Source organism: Sporolactobacillus sp. Y61, assembly GCF_040529185.1.
GTDB lineage: Bacteria > Bacillota > Bacilli > Bacillales > Sporolactobacillaceae > Sporolactobacillus.
This window is the reverse complement of the sequence record NZ_CP159510.1, coordinates 1444554-1459636: the sequence shown is the minus strand read 5'-3', so window position 1 is coordinate 1459636 and position 15083 is coordinate 1444554. Positions and strand designations below refer to the sequence as shown.

Genomic DNA, 15083 nt, shown 5'->3' with positions numbered 1-15083 from the left:
CTGGCAGCGTCAGGTTTTCATTCGTGTTTCGGATTCCGGACCTGTTCAGCCAGATGAAGCAGTTCCACGAGCAGCTCATGACTTTTCGCTTCCAGATGATGTTTCTTTGCCACCCTGACAATATAGCCATTAATATAATCCACTTCCGTCGGCCTGCCATTCACCATATCCTGATACATCGACGGCCGATGCAGCGGATTAACCTGCGAACTTTCGTGAAAAATGATTCCCGCCATCTCTTCGCGGCTTTGCATGAACCGTACACCATCGGCCAGCCCGGCGTCGTACCCTTCATCAATCAGACGCTTCGTCAGTCCCGCCGCTCCTGAATAGGCGACATACTGACCCATCGTGATATCCATCAGTGTGCAGAGGGTGTTAATGACGGAATTCATCAGCAGCTTACTCCACAGAGTCCCCAGATAATTCTTGTGAAGCGTCGGATTCATTCCGGCCTTCCGGAATTCTTCCACAACCTGACGGGTAAAAGCATCCGGTTTCTCAGTGACATTTGCCAGATGGGTATGACCGGCGCCTTTTGCCCCCATAAAATCTACTTTCCCAGGGGCATCCAGCACCGATGCAATCAGTGCGATACCGGCAATAATATGCTGATCCGGGACATATTGACGGATGACATCAACAGACCCGATCCCATTCTGATTCGTCAGGACATATGTACGGTCTCCGATAAAATGACTGCAGGCAGCCATCGCCTCCTCCGACTGCATCTGTTTCACGAACAGGATGACAAGTTCCGGCTCTTTCGGATATTCTGCCGGCCGATAAACATGTACCGGCACAAGGTGCTGATTCTGATGGTCACGCGAAACATAAACACCGTCCTGCTCTTTAATTGCCTGATAACTCGGTTCCCATGGCTCGACAAAGTCCACTTCATTTCCCGCTTCCTGCAGCAGGATACCATAACGCAGACCCATAGCGCCCGCGCCAATGACGGCTATTCTCATCTCAATCTCTCCCTCACTCTGATCTGTCTATTCGGCTGGTCTCAGTTCTATTCTATCAAAAATAAGAGAGGATGGAACGCTGAAAAACAGACAGGAAGGAAGCACCTGTCGTTTCCTGTCGAAATATATTCTCACAGATTATATTGAACAGTTGTTAAATTTTCTATTAAAATAGTGAATATATTTTATTTTTCAAATTTTAAAGAATGTTTTGTGCAAATCAAAGAGGGAGGGGTTCTCTCAGAAAAGGATACATAACTGCTGATTTACAGAAAACCGGCAAACTGCAACCGAATTGGGGCGGCATACTCTTGATGACAATCAGAAAGCAGGGGGTAAAAAGATGCGCAAAAAAAGATTAGCTGTAGTTATGTCTGTTATTCTGGCATTATCGATCATGCTCAGTGGATGCGGAGGTTTCTCCTCAGAAAGCGGCAAGTCCGGCTCCGAGTCCCGCCCGCTGAAATTAAGTCTCGAGTCCGATATACCTGATTTGAACCAGACCACCTCGACTGACGGTACCTCATTCAGTATTCTGAATAACGTTCTTGAAGGACTGTACAGGCTGGATAAGAATAACAAGCCTCAGCCAGCTATGGCAGAAAGCGTCGACATTTCCGAAGATAAGCTGACATACACCTTCCACCTCAGGGATAATATTGAATGGAGCAACGGTGACCCTGTAACCGCTCAGGATTTCAAATATTCCTGGCTGAAGACGCTTGATCCGGAGACTGCCAGTGAATATTCCTTTATTATCGCCCAGTTTGTCAAAGGCGGTGCCGCCTATAACGCAGGTGAAGCAGGACCGGAAGCTGTCGCCATTGACGCGCCGGATGATCAGACCTTTGTTGTCACGCTCAATCAGCCGACCCCGTTCTTTCTGGATCTGACAGCCTTTGTCACCTTCTTCCCGCTGAACGAAAAATTTGTCAATAAAATCGGCTTCAAAAATCTTGGCCTTAAAGCTGATAATATTCTCTATAATGGCCCCTATGTCCTGACCTCATTTGATCAGGCAGAAGGCGTCACACTGGAGAAAAATGATCATTACTGGGACAAGGGCAAGGTCAGCATCAAAAAGGTAAACATGGATGTCGTCAAGGAAGCAAGCACGGCGCTGAATATGTATGAAGCCGGTGATCTTGACCGTGTGTATCTTTCTTCCGCAGACGTGAACACATACAAAGATCATAAAGATTTTGGTACGGAAACCATGTTCCGCTCCTATTTCACGCAGGTCAATCTGAAAAAGAAACCTTTTGACAATCAAAAAATCAGACAGGCTTTCCAGCTGGCCTATGATCCGAAAGTGCTGGCAGAAACCGTCCTGAACAACGGTTCACTTCCGGCATATGGCGTCGTCCCTGCAGGCATGCGTGGCACAGCATCAAAGACGTACCGTGATCTGGCCGGAGATGTGATTAAACCGGATCCGGCGAAAGCGAAACAGCTTCTGGAGGAAGGCATCGAGGAAAGCGGCAAACTTCCGAAGATTGAACTTCTGGCTTCTGATGACTCTGTCTCCAAAGATACGGCCACTTTCCTGCAAAGTGAATTCAAGAAAAATCTTGGTGTAGATGTCAGTATCAAAACGCAGCCATTCAGCGGACGCCTTGAGACCATGCGGGAAGGAAATTACATGATCGCTGTCAACCGCTGGGGCGCTGATTATAACGATCCGATGACCTATCTCCACGAATGGGTTTATACAGATGGCAAGAACGGATCTCGCGGTTATTACAACAGCAGGAAATATAACGAGACCGTCCTTGCTGCAGAAAAAGAACCGGATGAACAGAAACGGATCGACATGTTCATTGAGGCAGAAAAGGTATTAATCGGGGATGGCATTGTTGGTCCGCTGTATTATGATGGACGTGCCTATCTGAAGAATACGAAAGTCAAAAATCTGGTTCTGCCGCCCGGCTCAATGCTCGAATTGAAATATGTCACAAAGGAGTGAACCGCGGCCTGTTTAGCTGAATATTGCAAATCTGAAGAAGAGAGTGCACTCTCTTCTTTATTTTGAGAGGTGTTGCCCTTTGCCTGTAAAAAAGACCGGCATCCGGATTCTGAATATCCTGATCACACTCTGGATTATTGCCACCATCACATTTTTCATGATGAAGATGCTGCCGGGTTCCCCTTTTAATGAAGAAAAGCTGTCCCGCCTGTCCGATGACGCGCGGATGGAGTTTATGTCGCGGTACGGGCTCGACAAGCCGGTCAGTGTGCAATATCTCAAATATCTGAGCAATCTGACGAGAGGGGATCTTGGCGTTTCTTACTATTATAAAGGTCAGTCGGTAAACGAACTGCTGGCGAAACGGATCGTTCCATCCGCTTTTCTCGGTGTCCAGGCTGTCCTGCTGGGTGTATCCGTCGGGCTGCTTCTGGGTATGATTGCCGCCTTCCGCCATAACACGATATGGGATTACGTCACGATGATTATCGCGGTCCTGGGCGTCTCCATACCCAATTTCGTCTTCGCTGCATTTCTGCAGTACTATGTCGGGCTGCAATGGGGGCTGCTTCCTGTCGCTAACTGGGAGTCTTATAACAGTTCGATACTGCCCACGATCGCCCTCTCACTGATGGTCATTGCTTTAATTGCCCGATTTATGCGGACGGAAATGCTGGATGTTCTGCAGCAGGAGTATATTCTGACCGCAAAGTCGAAAGGGCTGGGTCCGATGACTGTCCTGGTTCGTCATGCCGTTCGCAATGCCCTGATTCCGGTGATCACCGTGCTTGGACCCATCGCTGTAAATATCCTGACCGGCTCTCTGGTTATTGAAAATATTTTCAGCGTCCCGGGCATCGGCAGCCTTTTTGTCGATTCAATCAAGTTTAATGATTACACAACCATTATGGGACTGACCCTCTTTTACAGTGCTTTTTTCATCGTGACGATGCTGATCATTGATCTTATGTACAGTGTCATTGACCCCAGAATTCGAATCAGCGGAAATAAGGAGTGAGACCCGTGCAGCAGCTGGACAGCAGGATGTCACATATGCCGGATGAACTTTTCAAAGTCGTCGGGCGAAAAGATGATGAAATCGACAAAATAGCCCGGCCATCGCTGACCTTTCTTAAAGACAGCTGGATTCGGCTGAAGAAGAACAAAGCAGCCATCTTCAGTCTGATCGTGCTGGCGCTTATTATTCTATTTGCCCTTATCGGTCCCTTCATGAGTTCTTATAATTATTATCAGACCGATTATACAAAAACCTATCAGCCGCCGGGCGGGGAGCACTGGCTGGGCACCGACAAATTTGGCCGGGATCAGTGGACACGAATCTGGGACGGGACACGGATTTCACTGTATATCGCCTTTCTCGCAGCCATCCTGGATATCGCAATCGGCGTCACCTTTGGTGCGACCGCTGCGCTGGTCGGCGGGAAGCTGGACAGTCTGATGCAGCGCGTCATTGAAATTCTAATTGGCATTCCCCACCTGATTATCGTGATCCTGCTGATCATGATGGTCGAGCCGGGCATTCTCAGCATCACAGTTGCCATGGTCATTACCGGATGGGTAAATATGGCCCGGCTCGTCCGTGCGCAGATCTTTAAATTTAAAAATCAGGAATTCATCCTGGCTTCACGTTCACTTGGGGCCACCAATCGCAGAATCATGTTCCACCACATGATTCCCAACACCATCGGACTGATCATCATCAATATGATGTTCACGATACCCAGTGCCATCTTCACAGAAGCCTTTCTCAGTTTTATCGGTCTCGGCCTTCAGGCGCCTCAGGCCTCGCTCGGTGTCCTGATCAACGATGGATTTCAGGCGATGCGGACAAGCTTTTATCTGCTGATCTATCCCGCCATCATCATTACAGCATTAATGATCTGCTTTAACCTGTTAGCTGACGGGCTGCGTGACGCTTTTGATCCGAAAATGAGGAAATAACTGCTGGAATATCAGCAGGCACATCACAAAGAGACAGACGATAAGGAGGCAGGATCATGGCACATTTGCTTGAAGTGAAAAACCTCCATGTATCTTTTCAGACCTATGCGGGAAAAGTCCAGGCAGTGCGTGGTGTCAGTTTTTCACTGGACAGAGGGCGGACGCTGGCCATTGTCGGCGAATCCGGATCCGGAAAATCGGTCACTTCCCGTTCGATCATAGGATTACTTCCGGAAAAAACCGCCCACATCGATGCGGGACAGATTATATTTGAGGACCAGGATCTGGTCTCACTGTCCGAAAGAAACATGCGGCATATACGGGGATCGGAAATATCCATGATTTTTCAGGATCCGATGACTGCCCTGAACCCGACCATGACCATAGGCAGGCAGGTCATTGAAGGGGTCCGTCATCATCATAAAATCAGTAAAAGCAAGGCAAGAGATCGAGCGATTGAATTGCTGGAACTGGTCGGCATTCCCCATGCTGATATGCGTTACAGACAGTATCCTCATCAGTTTTCCGGCGGCATGCGCCAGCGAGTGATGATCGCCCTGGCTCTTGCCTGTGACCCGAAAATCCTGATTGCTGACGAGCCAACCACAGCGCTTGACGTAACGATTCAGGCACAGATTCTGCAACTTCTCAGTGATATTCAGAAAAAAACGGGAACAGCGATTATCCTGATTACCCATGATCTTGGCGTGGTCGCTCATATGGCCGACTCAGTTGCCGTCATGTATGCCGGGAAAATCGTTGAGACGGGTACAGTAGATGAAATCTTCTATGATCCCCGGCATCCTTATAACTGGGGACTGCTGCGTTCCATGCCGGATCTGGAAACGAAGGGGGAACTGGTATCCATCCCGGGTCCCCTCCTGATCTGATGGATCCCCCAAAAGGAGATGCTTTTGCACCACGTAATGAATTTGCTTTAGCCGTAGATTACCTTCAGGAACCCCCAATGTTCAAAATTTCGGAAACACATTATGCGGCAACCTGGCTGCTCCATCCGAAAGCGCCTGAAATCAAACCACCGGTTAAGGTCACTAAAAAGGGCATTCTCAGAGTATCAGACAGGGAGAGTCCCTCTATTTTACCTGAGGCCAAAAACTCTGATGAAGCCGTCTTAGATGTCAGCCATCTTAAAAAGTACTTCCATTTAGATAACAAACGTTTTTTAAAAGCTGTAGATGATATCAGCTTCAGCATACGTCACGGGGAAACGTTCGGACTGGTCGGGGAATCCGGATGTGGAAAATCAACAACCGGTCGCTCTATTATGCGTCTGTATGAATCAACAGAAGGCGAGATACGCTTTCAGGGTGAGCCCATTCACGGCAAACTGACCTCCGATCAGAAGGCCGGTCTTCACCGGCGGATGCAGATGATCTTTCAGGACCCCTATGCCTCGCTCGACCCAAGAAAAACGATTGAGGATACCATCGCCGAAGGTATGGACATCCATCATCTCTATCACTCCGCTAAAGAGCGTCGTGAGAAAGTCATTCATCTCCTGGAACTCGTCGGACTACATAAAGACCACGCCAGCCGGTATCCCCATGAGTTCTCAGGAGGACAACGGCAGAGAATCGGTATTGCCCGGGCGCTTGCGGTTGAACCTGAATTTATCATCGCTGATGAGCCGATTTCCGCCCTCGATGTTTCCATTCAGGCGCAGGTGGTTAATCTCATGAAAAAACTTCAGAAAGACAGAGGCCTGACCTATCTGTTCATCGCTCACGATCTGTCCATGGTGAAATATATCAGTGACCGGATCGGCGTCATGTACCTGGGTCACCTGGTCGAGCTGGCCCCTTCGGATGAACTTTACAGGGAACCGATGCATCCTTATACACAGGCGCTCCTGTCAGCCATTCCTGTTCCCAATCCGGCAGAAGAGCGCCGAAAAAAACGCGTGGTACTCGAAGGTGAACTGCCAAGTCCGGTCAATCCGCCGACTGGCTGCAAATTCCGGACCCGGTGCCCGCTCGCGACAGACAGATGCCGGGAAGTGCCGGAATGGCGTGAAATCAGACCGGGGCACTGGGTCGCCTGCCACTACAGCAAAAGTGATCAGCCGTAACAGGCGAAACCTTCAGTCAGATCCGGGCGTCGGCTGATCTTATGTTCTGTTCCATTCTAATATTGAAAAAAAGGGTGTTCCAAAAGTCAGCTTTTGGAACATCCTTTTTTTCTTTATTCCCGTTATTCTTCAGCTCATTCGAACAGGCCTAATTTGGCTGTTTCGCGTTCGACGTTGATCTTTTCCCGCTCTCCCGGTTCCAGAAAGAGTTTATTCAGCAGTTGTTCATCGCGCTGTGTTTTCTTAAATGTCAGCTGACGTACCTGAGCAGGTATTTTCTTATAATTATTGGTCAGATCAGCCTGGATTTCTTCTGTATTGATGGTCGTATTTTCTTCCTGAAACCTGTTCGGCTCCGGCTTACTGCTACTGTCCCCGCCATACCCGGATACAATGATAAAGGCCAGAGGCAGGGCCCCGGCAAGCAGCCATCTTTTACAGTGTTTCACTTTCATGAGCCTTCTCCTCCTTTATATGATGGATGACTTCCCTGATCCCGATCACAGCAAGAGCCGGGATCATCAGTACAGCCAGTGCCACCATGCCTTCAAGGAACAGAAAGGAAGCCTCTCCATAAGCAATCGACAGGTAGACATCGGCCGCCGGATTCTGATAGGCAAAACGCTCCAGACTGTTTTTCAGCAGCGGCAGCGTAAAGTAAACGATCAACCCGGTGATGAGCAGCACGCCGACCATATCGGAGATCTGCCAGGCTTCACGGACCCAGACTGAAATGACGGCGATCAGTCCCAGAGTAAAGAAGCTCCACATAATGACTCCACTGCCCTCAAGTCCGTATTGCGTGATGCCATAGGCGACGATTGCGGCAGATGAAACCAGTGCCAGCAACGATGAAATCACAACATTGAGGATTCGACTCAGATTCCGGTAATGGTAGCTGAAGTATCCGATGAGAATACTTGCGACCAGAACGGCAAGCAGTGTCAGAAACGGCTGTTCAGTCGGCGCCGCGTCCGTACTTGTGTCTGCGGGATCATCATGCTCTGCCTCGGCGATGTTGTTCGGACCGCCAGGCTGCAAGCCCGCGAGATTGACCGGACTGACAAGCTGCTGATAGGCAGACGGATTACGATTTCCGGGTTCACCGGTATTCCCGAGCGTCCGGGCGATGGCATGACCCAGCTGCGCTGTTGCCTCAACATTCTGTCCCCAGTTACCGCTCAGCTGATTGGCATCGCTCTGGACGCCATTGACCAGTGAGCGCACGTCCTGTGAAGACTTCAGAATGGCGGACTGACTGTCAGCGATGGACTGGATGCCTTCCTCGATCGTATTCAGCTCGTTAAAGGTATTGCTCTTAAATGACAGTACAAAGCCCTTGTCAACATCTTTGAATGTTGGATCCGGTTCAGTCAGGACAAGCGGCTTAGCTACGTTCTCAACCTGTTGCTGCATATGGGACATATTGTTTAATAAGACGTTTTGCGCTTTTTCTAATTCCGCTTTTTGAATGTCTAATGCATCATTGTATTGCTTAATTGCATGATCGTATTGACCCTGTATTGATTTTTCCGTGTCGTTCATTGTTTCCCGTTGATCAACCGTTTGAGCTTCCTTATTTATTCCATCCAATCCGTACAGTGAAGAAATCAACTGCCCGGTTACCTGTTCCATCCAGCTTCCGGTCTGATCGAATGCACCTCCTAATTCTACAGAATCTGGTCGTTCTGGTTCTGTAAGTTCCATATCTTCCGGTGCAGATAGAGCAGGATCATCAGGCTGAATCAGATCAGAATAAACGGGTTGGACAGGCTGGAAAGTGGTCACCATTTTCAGCAGATTGCTTAGGCTGTTTTTCGTATTCATCAGGAGTAATTGGTAAGATCTTAATTCAGATTCCCTATAATTCTTATTCGGATCTGTATCGATAAACAGTGACTCTTCACTGAAATCAGCGTCGTCATCAATTTTACTTAAGTCAAGATCAAACTTTGTTATATTCGCATTATTCGCCAATCCATTATTTTGATTACCTATTTCATTTTGGATGTCACCGATACTTTTTAATAGGGCCGGCCCATCTTTCCCATTCTCCGTGTCGGTGATGACCTCAGGCTTTGATATTTGCTCAAGAGTCGATATATCACTTTGTACATTGTTAAGTGCGACAGTGGTCATTGCCTGAAAGAAGTCTTGATATTTCTGATATTGATCCTGCCCGATTCCCTCACGTTTCAATGCCTGTTTATATAAATTCAGGGCTTCATTATAGTAAACATCTACCTTATCATACAGGCTTGGCGTTTCTCCGTCCTGACCATAAGCCTGATGATAAAGATCTTGTGCGGTTTCATAGTTACGCTTTGCCTCATCAAAAAGGCTGATGGCCTGATCGTTAAGAGTCTTTACCTGTTCGGATACACTGCTTTCGTCATCCGTATCCATTAACGCCGCATGAACGCCCTCTTTTGCATGATTAATCTGAGTAACAAGTTCATCAATAGTGGGAATCAGATCGTCCGGGTCATCCGGATAATCATTTGAGATGTCCATAATCTGATTTGTGGCCTGAGTATTTACATGGGTCAATCTTGTATTCGCATGAGCGAAAAGATGATCCAGGTCTGTGAATTCTTCACTGGTTTTCAGAGGATCATCTATTGTAACAGAAGTTTTCAATGGACTGGCCATATTGCTTTTAAACGTATCCATGACCTCGTTCAGGCCGTCCTGACTTTTTGCGATCGCATCATCCACAAGCTCTTTATTTGTGTCCCTGGTTTTCTGAAGTGTATGAATCTGCTCTTTCATCTGTTCATTCAGCTTATTTAATGCTTCCAGCTGGTCGCTGATCTGTTTCTTCGTTTCCGTCAGAGACTCCTGCCGGGTCGCTGCTTCTTCTGAAGTGCGATTGGTCTGATCGAGCAGGTCATTAACCTGGTTCAGCTGGGATTCAAAGACCTGAGCCATATCCTTCGAGGACGGCTTGTAAAAATCAGACATGGCCTGAAGAAATTGCCTGTCCTTCTGCAGAACAGCAGCGAAGTTACTGTTCACATAATTAATTTTGTCAGCAACAAGCCGCCAGTATATTTTTGAAAACTCCTGATTGAGCGTGCCTCTGACCTTCTGAAATTCGGTCTGCATTTTCGCTGAGTCCTCGGCCGTCAGCTTCGGGTTTGACTGATAGGAAATAACAGCTGCTTTCGGTTTCTGACGATCATAGGTAAAAATATTCTCCGTAAAATCAGACGGAATGTAGATAGCAGCCTGATACACGCCCTGTTTCAGCCCATTATCCGCCGTGCTGCGGCTGACGTTTTCCCACTGGTAATGATCTTCACGGAAAAGCGGTGCCACCTGGTTACCCAGATTCAGATGCTGACTGCCCATATCTGCCCCCTGGTCTTCGTTAACCAGTGCCAGATGGCCGATTTTCGCAGCCGGTTCAATCTTTTTGGGTTCATCCTTTTCCACCGTCTGCTGCTTCTGGGGGACGGCGGAGTCAGATAATTTGGCAGAGCTCCGGAAATGCACACAATCACAATAAACACAATGGCTATTGATCCCCATTTTTTTACATGATAGAAAAAATGATGCTTCATGATGGAGCACTCCTTTTTTGCGGGTTAGTCTGAGTGATTACCTGTTTACGGTATCTAAAGTCATGGTGTCGGTCAGCGGAATCATTACACGACGGTCCTGGCCCTGGCGAATCAGATAGCCGAATCCGACATTCAATGCTGGCTCTCTGCTCACATAAGGTAATGTAAAGACCGACTGATCGCTCTTCTTCACCAGAAGCAGTGCATCCTTAGCGTTTTTCAGTTCCGGAACGACAGGATCGTATCCTTTCCACTCCTGTTGATTCCCGGAGGCAATGACATGAAAACCATTTGACGTAAAGCGCTTCATCAATTGCACCAGTCTGGTCTGATTCTGACTGCCGGCGTTCCGGATAAACGTATCCAGCCCGTCGATCAACAAATAATACGCCGGATAGCGGTCTGAAATTTCCTTCCGGGGCAGGCTGCTTTCAAGCATCAGGCGTTTGACTTTCTGTTCCCTGACCGACAAAGCTTTTTCCAGCTGATTCAGATACCGTTCAATCACGTCGCCATCGTCCAGGTACATCCAGCCTTGCTGCTCCGCCACCCGGGCCAGCTGCATCTCATCTGAATCACTGACAGCCACATGTTCTGCTCCCTGCCGGATCAACTGTTCCATGAACAGCCTGATTGCATTGGTCTTGCCCCCGCCCGCATCACTGATGATGATAAACGCGTCCAGCTGCTTCCGGCTTACACCGAGCGGCTCAACGGTTTCCTCATCAAGTCCAAGATAAAAGGTATCCGGCTCCATCTCCCTGTTCCGGAGAAATAAGGAGACATCCAGTTGTTCCGGAAGCATCGGCACGTGATAGATCGTGTCGCTTGTCGGGTGGAAATGATTACACTCTTCAACCGCAGTGCGCAGCCTGTCCAGCTGCTCTCCGGCAGATCCGGCTTCAAAGGGCAGATAAATCTGTACACTTTCCACTTCTTCTCTTTTGATTAATGCCCGTCCGGGAATGGGTTCCACTGTCCGCTTCGCCGAGCCACTGAAAATGGAATAGAAATCCGACTGATCGACCATGTAATGGACAAGCCGGACGGGCAGGCTGGCAAGAAGGTTCGGACGGATACTGTTCGTCCTGGAGGCGGTCAGAATAAACTGGAAACCGAGACTTCCTCCTTCACGCGCCCAGCGGACAAAGGATTCTTCCAGCTCATCCGCCTGCTCCTCCCGCAGCGCTTCAAAATGATCAACAATGATTTTGATATAAGGCATAAACTCATTTTCCTGTTCATTAAAGAGGGCAATATTCGGTACCCCTGTCCGGCGCAGCGTATCCTTGCGCCGCCGGATTTCCTGATTCAGCCATTTTGCGAACTTCTGTATTTTCTCTTTCTCATCCAGCCTGAAATAATCCCCCGTGTGGTGCATCATGCTGAACGGCAGGAGACCGCCGCTGCCGAAATCGAAAATGTAAAACCGGACCTGATCCGCTGAATATCGGCGCGCGGCCTCAAGCAGAAAGGAAGCGACCGTCGTCGTTTTCCCAAATCCTGAAGCACCGAAGACAGCCATATTCTTCCCTTTCTGCAGATTCAGGTAGACAGGCGTCTGCCGTTGTTTCTCCGGATGATCAGCGAGTCCGATCAGGAAACGATCTTCCCTCTCGTCTTCCTTCGTCGCAGCCGGCCGGACAATATGGAGCGGGAGCGGAGCAAGCCAGGGACTGGGAAGACGCCTGAGTCCCATGTCATGGTAAAGATCGGCAATCGTCTGAACAATCACTTCAAGCTCTGTTTTCTTCTTTTCCTGAGCCTTTGTTCTGGCATGGGCTTCGGAAATCGGATACAATCCGGTATCCCGGACATAGTAGACGTCATCTTCGGATGTATATATATTTTTCTCATAAGGTGCCCCGCTCCAGGCTGACTGGAAGAGTTCATAAATCTCATTATTTCCGACCTGCAGATATCCGCGACCCACCTGTTTCAATTCGGCTGCATCACCATTTCCAAGAATGTCATTACTGTCCGAAGCATCCTGCACGCGCAGGGCAATTTTGAACCGCGAGTTGCTGCGAATCTGATCATCAACCACTCCGGCCGGCTTCTGCGTCGCGAGAATCAGGTGAATCCCAAGACTGCGTCCGATACGCGCCGTCGTTACCAGTTCGCGTATAAAATCAGGTTCTTCCTTTTTCAGCTCCGCAAATTCATCGGAAATGATAAACAAGTGGGGCATGGGTTCTCTGACTTTACCCTGCTTGAACAAAAGCTGATAATCATCAATGTGATTAATGTTGTATTTGGAAAAAAGCAACTGGCGCCGGCGGGATTCACTCTTTACCGCTGCGAGTGCCCGGTCACTGAAATTTTTCTCATCATTTATATTGGTCATCGTTCCGAGCAGATGCGGCAGCTTGTCAAACAGTTGCGCCATACCCCCGCCTTTGAAATCAATCAGCAGAAAGGCGACATCATGGGGATGGAAGTTCACGGCCAGCGACAGAATATAGGACTGCAGCAATTCCGATTTTCCCGAACCGGTGGTACCGGCAAGCAACCCATGCGGTCCGTGCGCTTTTTCATGGAGATTCAGTTCCAACACATCGGTCTTACTTCGCAGTCCGATCGGTACCGCGAGCGACTGAATCGGATCATGTTCCTCCCAGCGCTTCCGGATCTGAAGGTCACGGACATCCTCTGCGTGCATCATGTCAAGAAAAGTGACGCTCTCAGGAATGGAGTTTGTAAACCCGCTCTGATGATTGAGCGAGGCAAGACGCCTCGCAAATCGCTCGTTACCCTTTTTAGAAAATGGATCCAGTCGGAAGGATTGTCCACCGGCGACCTTGTTCAGAATCAGGACATCACCTTCGCGCTCATTCACATAGCGAATCACCGTGTTAATATGTTCATTCAGATTATCTTTTGTATTAGCCAGAAAAAGCGAGCTGACCCCAATATCCGTGCAATCGTTATTCAGAAATTCCGTGATCTCGTGTTCATGAATCAGCTGATCCGAAGCAACGATGAAGACAATGTGCGGCAGGAACACCTTTTTCTCCTTCTTGTCCGTATGCTCCCGTATTTTCAGCAACTCGTACAATCCGGAAAGGGTCAGATCGCGGGTCTGCTCATTGTAGATCAGATTTCTTCCGCTCGTACTCAGACTTCTCAGATGAGGCAGCCATTTCAGCCACGCCCATTCCTCATACTCTTCCTCATCAAACAGGACAACCAGACGCAGATCATGGTAGCTGTGGAAAAAGGCAAGCTGCAGAATCATCTGCTGGACGGCTTTCCGGATAATGGAGTGTTTACCGACAATGCCGACCGGACCGTCCAGCAAGCGGATAGTCAGGGGTACATCGCGGATCGTCCGATAGTGATCAATCAGCCTCTTTGCTTCCCGGTACAGGGCATCAAAAGACTGATTGGAAAGATCCTGATCACTGCCCTGAATCTCATAATCCGGCGCAAGGTCGGTGAGACCCAGCCGGATATCCAGAAAATCCTCATCTTCCCGGCTTCTTTCCCAGATGCGCGGACTAAGCTGATCCGTCAGTTCCTTCAGGCGATCTGTCGGCGGGAACTGATAGCGCAGAACGAAGCGCTGCTTTTCATAAAGGCTGTTCAGTTCCTCACGTTTCTCCGTCATATAATGGGTATAATTCGTTTCCCGTTCATGTCTGCGCGCTTTTTCTCTCCGCGAATCCCGAAAATACTGATAGGAAGAAGTAATAATCGTCGATACGAACATCACGATCGACAGCAGCATATAGATCCCGCTCGGCTGAATAATCAGGACCAGTCCCATGACCAGAAGCATGACGACCGGCGGAAGAATCGTGATCCAAAGGTTTCTTCTGCCATCGTTTTCATTGTTTGACGGCCAGGAAAATTTCACTTTGTCCTTGGGACGTTCATAGATTAACCGTGGCATACGTCGGTAATCGGGATATTTGTCCGAAAGAATCGTTTGCGGATCACGTGTCAGGCATAAATCAGTGGTGAAGGTTTCACCCGTTGAAAGCACCAGTAAATCATCCGATTTCAATGTCCATTCATTCAGATCCCAGGAAATAATATCGCCCGGCTGAAGAAGCATACTGCCCCGGACGCGTCCGCCATTGACGTATACCCGGGTATTTTCATGCACAGGGAAAACGCGCCAGCCCGCCTGCTCCCTGCTGATCTGAAAGCCCGACTGTTCCGTTGCGGCGGGGAAGCTGAAATCTGCGTCGCTTTCAGGCGATACCGAAATCTGCCGGGCATTTCCGATGTAATACCCCGAAGGTCCATTCCCGTCGGCTGTTTTTCGATAAACAAACATTCCTCCGGGAAAGGCTTCAGACTTCCCGTCGCTCAGGATCTCCTCTTTTTCTTTCAGACGGAAGGTCCATTGCCGGTTTTCCGGATTCCAGACCAGACGTATTTTGTCGTCACCAAGAGCAGGCACCGTGAGCGTATCAACAGGCTGGTTTCCAATGACCATCCCTTTTTTATGAAAAGGCTGCAGTTCCGTACACTGTACATATGCTTCTGTAAACAGCCAGATCTTTTCCATCTGAAGTTCC

The 15083-nt window shown here is 48.8% G+C and carries 9 protein-coding genes; 5 read left to right on the top strand and 4 right to left on the bottom strand.

The window, feature by feature from the left end; all coding sequences use genetic code 11:
• Positions 1–17 precede the first annotated feature (17 nt).
• The gene (locus ABNN70_RS07015) at positions 18–971 is read right to left on the bottom strand and encodes a ketopantoate reductase family protein (RefSeq protein WP_353949255.1); all 954 of its coding nucleotides are present in this window, start codon (positions 969–971) and stop codon (positions 18–20) included.
• A 343-nt stretch (positions 972–1314) separates the two neighbouring features.
• Between ABNN70_RS07015 and ABNN70_RS07010 the strand changes: the two genes are divergently transcribed.
• The 5 genes from ABNN70_RS07010 to ABNN70_RS06990 all read left to right on the top strand — a co-directional run bounded on the left by ABNN70_RS07010 (position 1315) and on the right by ABNN70_RS06990 (position 6988).
• The gene (locus ABNN70_RS07010) at positions 1315–2937 is read left to right on the top strand and encodes a peptide ABC transporter substrate-binding protein (RefSeq protein WP_353949254.1); all 1623 of its coding nucleotides are present in this window, start codon (positions 1315–1317) and stop codon (positions 2935–2937) included.
• Positions 2938–3016: 79 nt separating this feature from the next.
• Positions 3017–3955 carry an ABC transporter permease gene (locus ABNN70_RS07005; protein ID WP_353949253.1) on the top strand — a complete coding sequence of 313 codons (939 nt, stop codon included), beginning with the start codon at positions 3017–3019 and terminating at the stop codon, positions 3953–3955.
• Positions 3956–3969: 14 nt separating this feature from the next.
• Positions 3970–4899 carry an ABC transporter permease gene (locus ABNN70_RS07000; RefSeq protein ID WP_353949398.1) on the top strand — a complete coding sequence of 310 codons (930 nt, stop codon included), beginning with the start codon at positions 3970–3972 and terminating at the stop codon, positions 4897–4899.
• A gap of 56 nt (positions 4900–4955) precedes the next feature.
• Complete coding sequence (locus tag ABNN70_RS06995) at positions 4956–5789, top strand: ABC transporter ATP-binding protein (RefSeq protein WP_353949252.1); 834 nt, start codon at positions 4956–4958, stop codon at positions 5787–5789.
• Between the two features lie 77 nt (positions 5790–5866).
• A complete protein-coding gene (locus tag ABNN70_RS06990; RefSeq protein WP_353949251.1) occupies positions 5867–6988 on the top strand; it encodes an ABC transporter ATP-binding protein in 1122 nt (373 codons plus the stop codon).
• A 134-nt stretch (positions 6989–7122) separates the two neighbouring features.
• Here ABNN70_RS06990 and ABNN70_RS06985 read toward each other — a convergent pair whose 3' ends face one another.
• From ABNN70_RS06985 to essC, 3 genes are all read right to left on the bottom strand, one after another.
• Positions 7123–7443, bottom strand: a complete 321-nt coding sequence (locus ABNN70_RS06985) for a type VII secretion EssA family protein (protein ID WP_129930056.1) — start codon at positions 7441–7443, stop codon at positions 7123–7125.
• Positions 7424–10426, bottom strand: coding sequence for a type VII secretion protein EsaA (esaA, locus tag ABNN70_RS06980; RefSeq protein WP_353949250.1), 3003 nt, complete (start codon positions 10424–10426; stop codon positions 7424–7426). Before esaA ends, ABNN70_RS06985 begins: the two co-directional genes overlap by 20 nt.
• Before the next feature lie 165 nt (positions 10427–10591).
• Positions 10592–15073: a type VII secretion protein EssC gene (gene essC, locus ABNN70_RS06975; protein ID WP_353949249.1), complete on the bottom strand. Its 4482-nt coding sequence runs from the start codon at positions 15071–15073 to the stop codon at positions 10592–10594.
• Positions 15074–15083 lie beyond the last annotated feature (10 nt).

Bases quoted from the DNA above. Each gene is read 5' to 3' on its own strand.
- ABNN70_RS07015 (WP_353949255.1), bottom strand. From the start codon at position 971: ATGAGAATAGCCGTCATTGGCGCGGGCGCTATGGGTCTGCGTTATGGT.
- ABNN70_RS07010 (WP_353949254.1), top strand. From the start codon at position 1,315: ATGCGCAAAAAAAGATTAGCTGTAGTTATGTCTGTTATTCTGGCATTA.
- ABNN70_RS06995 (WP_353949252.1), top strand. From the start codon at position 4,956: ATGGCACATTTGCTTGAAGTGAAAAACCTCCATGTATCTTTTCAGACC.
- ABNN70_RS06990 (WP_353949251.1), top strand. From the start codon at position 5,867: ATGTTCAAAATTTCGGAAACACATTATGCGGCAACCTGGCTGCTCCAT.
- ABNN70_RS06985 (WP_129930056.1), bottom strand. From the start codon at position 7,443: ATGAAAGTGAAACACTGTAAAAGATGGCTGCTTGCCGGGGCCCTGCCT.
- essC (WP_353949249.1), bottom strand. From the start codon at position 15,073: ATGGAAAAGATCTGGCTGTTTACAGAAGCATATGTACAGTGTACGGAA.